Origin of the sequence: Acinetobacter sp. EKM10A (assembly GCF_011075215.1) — a bacterium.
Lineage (GTDB): Bacteria > Pseudomonadota > Gammaproteobacteria > Pseudomonadales > Moraxellaceae > Acinetobacter > Acinetobacter baumannii.
The window spans coordinates 273,845-286,287 of record NZ_JAALLK010000003.1; the positions used below are offsets into that span (position 1 = coordinate 273,845).

At 39.9% G+C, this 12,443-nt stretch carries 12 protein-coding genes; 6 read left to right on the forward strand and 6 right to left on the reverse strand.

What is annotated here, in order from left to right; genetic code table 11:
• Positions 1-66: 66 nt before the first annotated feature.
• Entirely contained in the window at positions 67-447 is a 381-nt protein-coding gene (locus tag G9371_RS19095) for a hypothetical protein (protein WP_001000886.1), read from the reverse strand.
• A gap of 144 nt (positions 448-591) precedes the next feature.
• Positions 592-849, reverse strand: a complete 258-nt coding sequence (tusA, locus tag G9371_RS06000) for a sulfurtransferase TusA (RefSeq protein ID WP_000003406.1) — start codon at positions 847-849, stop codon at positions 592-594.
• A 184-nt stretch (positions 850-1,033) separates the two neighbouring features.
• Here tusA and G9371_RS06005 point away from each other — a divergent pair, with 184 nt between their 5' ends.
• Together G9371_RS06005 and lnt are read left to right on the forward strand one after the other, a co-directional pair.
• Positions 1,034-1,873 (forward strand): HlyC/CorC family transporter, encoded by an 840-nt coding sequence (locus tag G9371_RS06005; RefSeq protein ID WP_001154809.1) that lies wholly within the window; start codon positions 1,034-1,036, stop codon positions 1,871-1,873.
• Positions 1,870-3,429, forward strand: a complete 1,560-nt coding sequence (lnt, locus tag G9371_RS06010) for an apolipoprotein N-acyltransferase (protein WP_029423703.1) — start codon at positions 1,870-1,872, stop codon at positions 3,427-3,429. The genes G9371_RS06005 and lnt overlap by 4 nt, the downstream gene beginning before the upstream one ends.
• Position 3,430: 1 nt before the next feature.
• Here lnt and G9371_RS06015 read toward each other — a convergent pair whose 3' ends face one another.
• The 4 genes from G9371_RS06015 to gspF all read right to left on the reverse strand — a co-directional run bounded on the left by G9371_RS06015 (position 3,431) and on the right by gspF (position 6,336).
• Positions 3,431-3,769 (reverse strand): tRNA-binding protein, encoded by a 339-nt coding sequence (locus tag G9371_RS06015; protein WP_000434938.1) that lies wholly within the window; start codon positions 3,767-3,769, stop codon positions 3,431-3,433.
• Positions 3,770-3,913: 144 nt separating this feature from the next.
• On the reverse strand, positions 3,914-4,258 hold the full coding sequence (locus G9371_RS06020) for a hypothetical protein (RefSeq protein ID WP_000643174.1): 345 nt from the start codon (positions 4,256-4,258) through the stop codon (positions 3,914-3,916).
• A gap of 267 nt (positions 4,259-4,525) precedes the next feature.
• Positions 4,526-5,107, reverse strand: a complete 582-nt coding sequence (gspG, locus tag G9371_RS06025) for a type II secretion system major pseudopilin GspG (protein ID WP_000865310.1) — start codon at positions 5,105-5,107, stop codon at positions 4,526-4,528.
• Positions 5,108-5,130: 23 nt separating this feature from the next.
• Complete coding sequence (gspF, locus tag G9371_RS06030; protein ID WP_001112089.1) at positions 5,131-6,336, reverse strand: type II secretion system inner membrane protein GspF; 1,206 nt, start codon at positions 6,334-6,336, stop codon at positions 5,131-5,133.
• A 148-nt stretch (positions 6,337-6,484) separates the two neighbouring features.
• Here gspF and G9371_RS06035 point away from each other — a divergent pair, with 148 nt between their 5' ends.
• The 4 genes from G9371_RS06035 (at position 6,485) to G9371_RS06050 (ending at position 12,421) form a co-directional block, all read left to right on the forward strand.
• On the forward strand, positions 6,485-8,713 hold the full coding sequence (locus G9371_RS06035) for a primosomal protein N' (RefSeq protein ID WP_029423704.1): 2,229 nt from the start codon (positions 6,485-6,487) through the stop codon (positions 8,711-8,713).
• 76 nt (positions 8,714-8,789) lie between these two features.
• A complete protein-coding gene (locus tag G9371_RS06040) occupies positions 8,790-10,631 on the forward strand; it encodes a monovalent cation:proton antiporter-2 (CPA2) family protein (RefSeq protein ID WP_000008979.1) in 1,842 nt (613 codons plus the stop codon).
• A 165-nt stretch (positions 10,632-10,796) separates the two neighbouring features.
• Entirely contained in the window at positions 10,797-11,672 is an 876-nt protein-coding gene (locus G9371_RS06045; RefSeq protein WP_001281765.1) for an Hsp33 family molecular chaperone HslO, read from the forward strand.
• A gap of 137 nt (positions 11,673-11,809) precedes the next feature.
• Positions 11,810-12,421 carry a LysE family translocator gene (locus G9371_RS06050; protein WP_001105722.1) on the forward strand — a complete coding sequence of 204 codons (612 nt, stop codon included), beginning with the start codon at positions 11,810-11,812 and terminating at the stop codon, positions 12,419-12,421.
• Positions 12,422-12,443: the final 22 nt, after the last annotated feature.

The window sequence follows — 12,443 nt, forward strand, 5'->3', positions numbered from 1 at the left end:
GCGGCTCATATCCTAAGATATAACAAAAAGCCCCGATTATTCGGGGCTTTTTTTATTGGAATCCGCTTATTCAAAAGGAGGTATTTTTGCTACGTTTAAATTAAGATTCCTTTTGTAGAAAATAAATGTGCCTAATAAAAATAAGCCGAGAAAACCAAAGTTTCGCGCTAAATCGAAGTACCAAACTGATTTACCAAATAATAAATCGAGAATTAGTAAAAACCCCATAAACCTTGTGTGTAAGATCAAACTCATTTTAACTTTAGGTTCAGGAGCAAAATGTGTATTGCTATAACCTAATATAACTGAACCAAGAGTAATCAAAATAAATAGAATTAAGGTAGTAATATTCTCGGATAACCAAGAAACTTCAATACGTAACAAACCTGCAATACAGAAAAACCAAAGACATATAATTAAACTCTGTTTTACAAAATAATCATTCACTTTATAAAGGCATCTAAATATTTAGTTTTTAGAATTATATAACGATTCTTATTTGAAAAATATTATCATTTTAAATTAAAAATTAATTTCTAATAGAGCTTCTAATATGTAGGGTTAGAAGCTCTATTCTATTTTTTTGTTGTTCTATCCTTTTTGTACCAGATAACGGTATTCTTTATGGTTCTGCTCATCTAGAACTTCTTCTTTTAATAGGAGTTCATGTCCCAAATGCATACAAAACTTAGGGATATCCCAAGAAGTCGAAGGGTCAGTCGCCAACACTTCAACAACATCTCCTGATTTTGCTTTGCGAATCGCCTGATGCAGCATCATGACAGGTTCCGGACAACGTAAACCACGCGTATTAAGTTGTACAGTAGGTGAAATAGGTTGTTCTGACATAACAAACTCGAACAAATAGAATTTTCACATTTTAGCATAAACCCATCACTGTCTTATGAACTGTAACTGGCGTTTACATAACAATATGTGTTTTGTCTTTTACTTTGTTTTATAGATGCATAAGGGCTTTTTCTTCGGTATGATCAGTGTATTCATTTGATACATTGAGTCTTTAGGAAAGATCATGCAAGAGGAACCGAGTCCGTCGTGGGGTATGCGAGGCTTACGAAAGTGGTTAGGTACAGCGCCAGAAACCCGAGATGAATTATTAAAACTAGTCCAAAATTCACGTCGTTTTTTAGAACCTGATACTGTTGCCATGCTTGAAGGTGTTCTTGACCTTCCTGCTACAAAAATTCGTGAAGTCATGACGCCACGAACAGCAATGATCAGTATGCAAGAAGATGATCAGTTACTTGATATTCTTCACGTATTGGTTGAGTCTGCTCACTCACGTTTTCCAGTTTTCTCAGCTGACCAACCTGATAATGTTGTTGGTATTTTACTGGCAAAAGATTTACTACCATTTTTGACTGAACCAAATACTAAATTAGATATTGGCTCGCTTATGCGCCAGCCATTATTTGTGCCTGAAAGCGCACGTTCAGATCAAGTTCTTCGTATGCTCAAACATACCCAGACCCATATCGCGATTGTGATTGATGAATATGGATCAACAGCGGGACTGGTCACGCTTGAAGATATTCTTGAAGAGATCGTTGGTGAAATTGAAGACGAACATGATACTGCGGATGAAGATGCACAGTACATTGTTCCAGATAACGACCATACGATAGCGAATGCATGGATGGTGCAGGCACTTACACCAATTGAACATTTCAACACTGTTTTAGATGCTGATTTTTCTGACGATGAAGTAGAAACTGTCGGCGGTTTATTGCTTCAAGAAATTGGTCTAGTTAGTGATTTACAAGGTCAGACTGTTGAGCTTGGAAATTGGTTATTTACGATTGTTGAAGCAGATGCCCGCACTATTCATCTGATTCGAGCTGTACGTCAATGAGAGCATACTTTGAAAAGCTGTTAGATTCTTCGCAACAACAAAAACAGCTTCCTTTAATTTTCCCATTGCTCATTGCTTTATTTTCAGGTGCCGTGTTCAGTTTTGCACTGGCACCTTATTATTGGTGGTGGCTGGCAATTTTGTCTCCTGCCCTACTCTATGCGACATTGCATAATCGCTCAGCCAAACAAGCATTTGCAATTGGCTGGAGTTATGGTTTTGGTTTATGGTTTGTAGGGGCTTTCTGGCTCTATACGTCGATCCATGTATATGGCGATACCAATGCTTTTCTAAGCGTATGTATGATTGCGGTTATGGCCCTTGTAATGGGCTTATTTACAGCATTTCAGACATGGGTTTATCGACGCTTCTTCCCTGAAACACCGCTGACTTTCGCCCCTCTCTGGATTATTTTTGAGTGGGCTAAAACTTGGGTATTTACTGGTTTCCCTTGGCTGTTTGTAGGTTATGCTTTTACTGAACGTTTACTCGATGGTTATGCGCCGCTATTTGGTATTTATGCAATTTCCTTTGTAGTAATTGTATTGGCGTGTGCTTTAGTTGAAGTTCTACGTAAGCGTATTTTCTGGGTTATCCCTGCTGCCCTATTGGTTTTGGGTGCATGGGGAGCATCATATATTCAGTTTGTACAACCTAAAGCTACCAAACCGCTTAGCGTTTCGCTCATTCAAGGTAACATTCCACAAGATTTAAAATGGCTAACCGAATATCAAGTTAGAACATTAGAAATTTATGCTGGTTTGACTCAATCTGAATGGGGCCGTGACCTCATTGTATGGCCTGAGTCTTCAATTCCACTCTTCCAAACCGACATTGAACCATTTTTGGACGCAATGGATGCACAAGCTAAAAAGAACCATACCGCTTGGGTAACCGGCATTCCTTACTGGGATGTAGCGAAATCGCATCAAGTCGGAAGTCCACTGTATTACAACAGTATTATGGCTTCTGGTAGCGATTCAAGCGGTCTGTATAAAAAGCAGCGCCTTGTTCCTTTTGGTGAATATATTCCGCTGTCAGGTTTGCTTTCTTGGGTTTTACCAGCCATGCAAAATGATATTAGCATGAGCGGTTTTACACGTGGTGAGAGTGATCAGAAACCACTTTTAATTAAAGGGCACGCGCTTGCGGCTGCAATTTGTTATGAAGTGGCATATCCAAACCTGACACGTCGTAATGCAGAAGACAGCGACTTTTTGGTGACTGTATCTAACGATGCTTGGTTTACTGGAACAGCTGGCCCATGGCAACATTTACAAATGGTGCAGATGCGTGCGAAAGAAAATGGTCGCTGGTTTATTCGTGCAACTAACACAGGTGTAACAGCGTTTATTGATCAAAATGGTCATATCACTGAACAAGCACCGATTGATAAAGAGTTTGTCTTGAGAGGCGATTTACCAGCCATGCAAGGTCAAACTCTCTATAACCGTCTAGGTGATTATCCAATTTTAGGATTTGCAGTATTACTGCTGGTTTTAGGTTGGATCTATCGTCCACGTAAAGTAGACGTGTCTTACAAATCACGTCGCTAAATTATAATAACTTTGTACCCAGAGGTACTTCAAACTCTGGGATACAAAGTGCTACATCCCCATCTGCATTATGAAACCCTGTTACCAAACATTCCGATTGGATAGGACCAATTTGCTTCTTAGGGAAATTCACTACCGCAACAACTAATTTACCAATCAAATCCTGCGGTTGATAAAGTTTAGTAATCTGTGCACTCGATTTACGTACACCCAATTCTTCACCAAAATCTACGTGCAAAATATAGGCAGGTTTACGCGCCTTTTCAAAAACCTCAGCTTGAATAATTTTACCAACGCGCAGTTCTACTTTTAAAAAGTCATTCCACTCGATTTGTTCCATTTCATATTTCTCATCTTCTTAAATTGCTGATTTGAAGCATATAATATGTACAAATGAAGAAACACCCTGTCTTAAGTCCAGTTAAAAAATAAAACGTAGATGTTGAGTCTACGTTTTATTTAAAAATTCTGTTTTAAAATAAGATTAAAAAGCAATCGATAATTGCAAAGATAAATAAGCAACTAAACTGGATAAAAAAACCATCGGCACATAACGATAAGCTTTAAAAAGCAATTGTTCGTATTTAGAAGCCATCTGTTTAGTTTGCCATACACTCGTTTTTAATGCGGTAAAGAAGCTCACCATTAACCAAGCGCTTACAATACTTAAGGCAAAGAAACCAATCATGATTTGGCTACTTCCCTCAGTACTCAACCATAGCTTTAATGAAACTTCAGCAATAGGTAATAATGCTAAAATCAATAGGACAGATTTAAGCATCGCCCAATGAAACTGATTCAGCTCATCAAGTACGAGAAATGCTTTCATTTAATCTCTCCCATTCATTGAATCAAGTGCTTTTTATTTATTATGCAAAGCTTTTATTTAAATATATAGCTTATTTTCTCTTATATTTTAACTTTCTTGTAACTATTAAATATGGGAATAATTCTTATTTTAAATCTCAAATCTAGATATTAACTTTTTTACTTTATTTTCAATGCATTATTATATTTTTTATGATTAAGAAAGATTATCAATTCGGATTATTGTTTTATCTTATTAACCGAATCGATAATCTCTCTTACATTTTAATTAAGGCTGATAATAAATATCGGCATCGTTGCCTTCACCGCCTTCTTTACCATCTGCACCAAATGAATATAGGTCAAAAGGATGGCCGTCTTTTCCAGGTACGACATATTGGATATCATTTTTCCAGCTGTCTTTAGGATAACCACCTTTCACATAACCACCCGGCATCCAGTTTTTTGCTGTAGCAGGTTGATTAATAAGCGCATCTAAACCACCTTCTTGCATGGTGGGGAAATGCCCATTATCGAGCTTGTATTGATCTAAGGCACCCGCTACCCCTTTCAAGGTAATTTGAGTCGTATCAATTTTAGCTTTTTCACTACGGCCCATGACATTCGGTACGATTAAAGCAGCCAACACGCCTAAGATTACAATCACGACCATAACTTCAATAAGGGTAAAGCCTGAGGCACGTTTCATTCGAGCACGGCTCGAACGTGTCGCAAGTCCGAAAGCACTTGAAGAGCAAACATCTGATACAGAGCTATGCTCGGAATGGCACGTTGGTTCAAACTGATTTGAAACCACAGATTCACTATGTTGTTTCATCGCTGTTTCGCTTTGAATATTTTTTACTTTCATCATTATCTCTAATATCAAAGTTATTAAATCATATTGTTCATATTTACGATTGGCAGCATAACCGCAATTACAATAACCAGTACGATGCTTGCCATTAACACCAGCATAAGCGGTTCAAGTAATGCCAATAAGGTTGAGATAAATGTCGTCACCTCGCGGTCTTGCATGGTCGACGCACGTTCAAGCATACGGTCAAGCTCACCTGATGCCTCACCACTTCGAATCATTTGTACCATCATTGGGGGGAAATAACCACTGCGCTCCAGTTGCGTACCGAGGTTTCCGCCTTCGGTAACACGTTCAGCCGCTTGGGAAATTGAATCACGGATGACCCAGTTATTGGTCACAGCAGCACCAATTTTTAAGGCATCTACCAATGGCACGCCTGAACGAGTCAAAATAGATAAAGTACTGGCAAAGCGCGCAGCATTAATACCACGGGATAGTTTACCGAATAATGGCAATTTGAGTGTTAATCGATCAAAAGCATAATGTCCCGCAGTAGTTTTTAAAAAACGGACAAAAGCTACCACCCCTACAATTGCAAAAAGAATAATAAATACCCATGCATGACGGATAAAATCACTCGCTTTCATTAAAGCAACTGTAATCCATGGTAAGGCATCTTTGCTTTGATCGAAGGTTTTTACAATCTCTGGGACCACATAAGTCATTAATCCCATCACAATACCGAAAGACATCAGCATTAAAATGATTGGGTAAATCATGGCACCTTGAACTTTCTTTTGCATGGCAAAACGGTTCTCGGTGTAGTCTGATAGCTGATCTAAAATGAGATCTAAGTGTCCTGAACGCTCACCTGCGGCAACAGTAGCAATATAAAGGTCAGGAAAACGCCCGGACTGTTGCATCCCTTGTGCAAGTGAATGTCCTTCCAATACTTTTGAACGAACTGAGAGTAAAAGATTTTGCACATGTGCTTTTTCACTTTGTCTGCTCACGGCGCGGAGAGCTTCTTCTAAAGGAATTGCAGCAGCAACCAAAACCGAAAGCTGTCTGGTCATGAGCGCCAAATCGTAAGCACTAAACTTTTTTTGGAATAATCCGTGGCTTTGATGCTTATCTTTTTGTTCAACCGGGTCAACGCTAATCGGAGTCCATGCTTTATCGCGTAATTGTTGGCGAATCTGACGTGCCGAGTCTCCTTCAAGCACCCCCTTTTGCTGCTTCCCTGAAGCATCAATAGCAGTAAATTGATATGCAGGCATGGTAATGTTCTAATTTTCCAAAAATAATAGTCGCTGCTGTTGCATCTATGCTACGCAATCATTCATATTCATTCTATAGCCTGTGTAGAATACCCAAGTCCTCTTCACGACGCTATGCCGTTTTTTAAAATTGACGAAATGAGCCTCTATGACCATAACGCCAAAGCCTGATTCAGTTGTTTATCGTGTGCGTGTTGCCGTACCTGTGCATCTGTACGACACTTTTGACTATACACTCACCAAAGCACAATATGAACGGGCTCAAGTAGGTTCACGCGTCGCAATTTCATTTGGACGGCAAAACCTGATTGGTATCATTACTGAAAAAGTTGACCCACAAGAAACATTTACAGGTCACTTTCAGCTTAAGGCCATTTCTGAACTTTTAGATGATGAGCCTATTTTAGATGAACAAGTTTTAAATTTATTGACATGGTCAGCACAATATTACCAATTTCCGATTGGCGAGGTGATGCAGACTGCTTTACCTGCGTTATTGCGTCAGGGCAAACCCATGGATGTTTTATTTCATCTATGGAAAATCATTCCATGTGACAATGCCGAAGCTTTATTAAAACGCTCAATCAAACAGCAAGATGCTTATCAAATTTTAAAATTACATCCTGCCGGAACCACTGAAAATATTCTCAATTTAAGTGGTGTAGAAACTGCAACACTTAAAGCACTACAAAAGAAAGGTCTCGTAGACTGTACGCTTGAGCCTCATGACTTTAGTCCATCCCCTGTGCAATTGGCGCAAATGCCACTCACGCTCAATGAAGACCAAAAGAAGGCCACTCAGCACGTCCTTAATGCACAGCATCAATATCAAGCGTTTTTGTTGGATGGTTTAACCGGAAGTGGTAAAACTGAAGTTTATTTGCACATCATGCATGAAGTGCTAAAGCAAGGTAAGCAAGTACTGGTATTAGTTCCTGAAATTGGTTTAACCCCTCAAACTATTTCGCGCTTTAAGTCTCGTTTTAACTGCGACATTGCTTTATTACATTCGGGGTTAAATGACTCTAAACGCCTACAAGCCTGGCAACAAGCACAGACTGGAAAGGCCTCTATTATTTTAGGAACACGTTCAGCTATTTATACCCCGCTGCCACGTTTGGGTATGATCATTTTAGATGAAGAACACGACCTGTCTTATAAACAACAAGAAGGTTTCCGTTACCATGCGCGTGATGTCGCGCTTTATCGAGGACATTTACAAGGCTGTCCTGTTCTTTTAGGTTCGGCAACTCCAAGCATTGACAGTTATCACTTAGTCGAAACTGGCAAGTTAACTGCACTTCAGCTGAACCAGCGTGCAGGCCATGCGCTTTTACCAAAAATGCATTTGATTGATCTTAAAATTGTCAAAAAACAGCATGGTATTAGTCAGCCTTTAATCGAACAGATTAAAAATACCCTAGCAAGAAAAGAACAGGTTTTAATTTTCTTAAACCGACGTGGTTATGCACCTGTTCTGGTCTGTGAAAGTTGTGGTTGGCAAGCGAATTGTCCTCATTGTGATGCACATTTTACGTTGCACACTCAGCCCTACTCTTACTTACATTGTCACCACTGTGGCACCGTTCATCGTCTACCAGACCACTGCCCTGAGTGTCAGCAAAAGAGCCTCAAAACTTTAGGTGCTGGCACAGCCAAGGTTGAAGAGCATTTACAAGAATTATTCCCAGATCATGATGTGATTCGGGTCGATCGTGACAGTACCAGCCGAGTCGGTAGCTGGCAAAAAATTTATGATCGCATTCAGCAAAATAAACCTTCGATTTTGCTTGGTACGCAAATGTTGGCAAAAGGTCACCATTTTCCACATGTGACCTTGGTTGCTATTTTAGACATCGATGCAGGTTTATTGAGTGTCGATATTCGAGCGCCAGAGCGTACTGCTCAATTGATTGTACAAGTGGCTGGTCGTGCAGGCCGCGGAGAACATAAGGGTCATGTTTATTTACAGACTTTAAGGCCAGATCATTCTTTACTCACCACACTCATCGAAAAAGATTATCGGGCAGTCGCGAAACAAACATTGGCTGAGCGTAAAGTTGCATTACTGCCGCCTTATCGCTATGCCGTACTTATACGCGCTGAATCGAAAGATCGTGACTATACCTTGCATTTTTTAAATGAAGCTGCCGAGCAACTTCGCCAAATTGCAGGTGACATTGTTGATATCTGGGGGCCAATTCCAGCGCCAATGGAACGTAAAGCGGGACGTTACCGCGCACATATGGTGATTTTGTCTGCTGACCGCGCTCGTCTGCATTTTTACTTAAGACAATGGTGGGCTCAGTTGGTCCATGCGCCAAGACAGCATCAACTTAGACTCTCAATTGATGTTGACCCGCAAGAATTTAGTTAGATGATTTGAATATCATGGTGTGAAGAACACTTTTTCCCTTTACACTTAAAAAATATCAATACATTCGGGGCAATGAATGTCATTCCTACTGCAAGCAACTATTTTTCTTGGAGCATCTCTGATTTTAGTCCCTTTGGGCAAACGCCTAGGGATTGCAACAGTTTTAGGTTATTTATTTACGGGCATACTTCTTGGCCCGAGTGTGTTAAATATTGCCCATGACCCTGAGGCCATTATGGAGTTGGCTGAATTTGGGGTCATTTTACTTATGTTCCTGATTGGTCTAGAGCTCCGCCCACAACGTTTGTGGGAAATGCGTGACTCTATATTTGTGATGGGAAGTTTACAGGTCGTGATTACGGGCATAATTCTTATGCTCACCGTATTGCTGCTATTTCAACAACACCTTGCTGCCAGCTTTGTTATTGGTTTTGCGCTTGCGCTGTCTTCTACGGCCTTTGTATTACAGCTTCTGACTGAGAAACAACAGCTCAATACCACCTATGGTCAGCAATCTTTTTCAATCTTGCTTTTCCAAGACATTGCAGCAATTCCATTACTTGCGGTGATTCCTCTTCTGGCAGGAACCGAATCTACCCATCATGGTATTGCTTATTTTGCAGCCATCATCGCGACGTTTACTGGTTTGTTCCTATTTAGCCGTTATGTCATGCGCCCATTTTTCCGTTTTGTCGCCAAGAGTGGTGCGACTGAACTGATTACGGCTGTAGGGTTATTTATTATTCTTGCCGTTGTGTTACTGATGGACACTTTAGGCATTAGTACAACATTAGGTGCTTTCCTTACCGGGGTCCTTTTAGCCGACTCAGAATTCCGTCATGAGCTTGAAGCGAGTATTGCGCCGTTTAAAGGGCTATTACTTGGCTTATTCTTTATGACCGTAGGCATGACGACACAATTGTCGTTACTGATTGAAATGCCTTGGCTCATTATTGGTGGAGCAATCGGCCTACTCGTCATCAAAACCCTCGTTTTAACTGCCATTGCCCGCTATAAAAAGTACAGTTGGAACAATAGCTTGTTACTCGGAACTTGCTTGGCTCAAGGCGGTGAATTCGCTTTTGTAATTTTGAGCCTAGCAAAAAGTGAAAAGATTTTAACGGATGCCTTATTAGAGCCTGTCACGTTGATTGTGACCTTATCAATGGTCCTTACCCCAGTGATTTACTGGATCATGGCCTGTAAGATCATTCCCCTTTTTCATAAAGAATTGCCACCTGAATATGATGAGATTCCTCAGCAAGATAATCCAATTATCATTGCCGGTTTTGGGCGCTTTGGACAAATTATTGCGCGTATTGCCCGCTTACAGCATTTAGGCTTTACTGCCATCGATAACAATCTTCATCAAGTGGACTTTGTTCGACGTTACGGCGGTAAGCTCTATTATGGTGATGTCACTCAGCCTGACTTACTCCGCTCAGCAGGCATTGAAAAAGCGAAAGTATTTATTTTAGCAATTGATGATGTCGAAGATTCTATGAATGTCGCACGTCATCTTAGATTGAACTATCCGAACCTAAAATTACTGGCTCGTGCCCGTGACCGCCACCATGTGCACCTATTAAGGGACTTAGGTGTTGAACATATTTGGCGTGAAACCTATTTATCATCATTAGGTATGGCTTATCGTGCTTTACGCGAACTCGGCATTTCCGATGAACAAGCTTATAACAATATCGAAATCTTTCGGGATTATGATGAGAAATTACTCATACAGCAGCAAAGCATTTATACCGATGAACAAAAGGTTTTTGAAACCCATCGTAATGCTCTGGCAGAACTTGAACACCTATTTGAAAGCGATGCACAACAAGCCACATCGAAGCACGACGTTAACTTAAAGCGTCATTTACAACCAAATCGTATCGACATTACACGAGATCACGAAGAATAACTTGAGATTTCGCAAAATGGCTATATTAAGGACTTATTCACATTGCCTAAATGATTGCGACAATCGGTACAAGAGTTGCCGTTGTCCTGCTTGCAGCTTCGCTGCATTCCCTAAGCCTGATTAAACCGAAATTGTTATAATCTGCTTAGGGCCCTGGAGAATATTATGTCTGATTTACGCCAACGCTTTTATATAGAGGACTTTCCTGTTCGCGGTGAAGTGGTTCATCTAGAAGAAGCATTAAAAACTATTTTAGCTCAACGCGACTACATGCCTGCGGTTCAAATTCTATTAGGCGAGATGTTGAGCGCTACAGCATTACTTGCGAGTACTTTAAAAATCAAAGGTCGTATCAGCTTGCAAATCCAGGCTAACGGCTCTTTCAAATGGGCTATGGCAGAATGTAACCATTTAGGCGAAGTTCGTGCTTTAGCAGACTACGAAACAGATCCACGTTTTGGTGAAGCAACAGATAGCAGCACTGTTTTAGCTGCTTTGGTTAACCCTGTTTTATTTATTAACATTGAACCTGAGCATGGTGAGCGTTATCAAGGGATTGTACCTCTTGATCAAGCAAATTTAGCTGGCTGTTTAATGCAGTACTATGACTTGTCTGCACAAATTCCAACTCGAATTGTACTGGCAAGCACCGCACAGCGCTCAGGTGGTTTGCTCATTCAGTTATTACCTCGTCATGATGAGGAAGAGCAAAAACTGGTTGATGAAGATTTATGGCCACGTTTAACCATGCTAACTGAAACGCTTAAGTCAGAAGAACTAACAGAGCTTTCAGCAAATGAGATCTTGTATCGTCTTTATAACGAAGAAGAAGTACGTTTACCAGAAGTTGAACACTTAAAATTTGGTTGTACTTGTTCTAAAGAACGCTGTGCCAAAGCCCTCATTCAAATTGGTGTTGATGCTGTTCATGAAACATTGGAAGCACAAAACCCGATTCAAATGGATTGCCAGTTCTGTAACACCCGTTATGAGTTCACTGCTGAAGAGGCATTGGGTCTGTTTGGTGAACATTTGAGTTAATTACTTACTTTATAAAAAGGCGGGCAATCCGCCTTTTTATTTATCTATAATTTTTTGATGATAATTTTCAGCATGTTATTTTAAATCAGTTAATATGAGCTTACTTGATAACCCAATAAATAAGATGCTTATATCTCATGAATTATTTTGATTATTTTCTCTTTATTTTTAGTGTCATTATTATGATTGCGACCCCTGGCCCTGTCATGATTTTAGTGGCAAGTGCCGGACTTAAAGGTGGTTATAAAAAAGCACTGGAAACCATTTTTGGTACAAACCTTGCCTCTCTCGTTTTAATTTTTATTTCAGTACTCGTACTTAAAGGCGTATTGGGTATTAATGAAAACTATTTAAATATTATTCGTATTTTAGGCTGCCTATATATTGGTTATTTGGGTTTTAGTATTCTCAAAGAAGTCATTCAAGCCCCTCATCCTGAAGCAATTCAAACCGTTTCTGCTCAAAATGGCGGTTTTAAAAAAGGCTTTTTAGTGGGTATTTCAAACCCTAAAGATATTATTTTCTTTTCAGCTTTCTTTCCGCAATTTGTTTCTATTTCACCTCATCTAGATTTAAGTTTAACTATTCTTACGCTGACATGGATAGTTTTAGACTTTTTAACGCTATCTTTAGTCTATATATTTTTCCGCCGCCTCTCGAACAGCCATTTATACCCGAAGATCCTCGGTTTATGCGGTCTATTACTGTTAGTTATTGCCGTTTACGGCTTATATCAGACATTCATTTAAACAATGAGAGGCATAGCTCCCA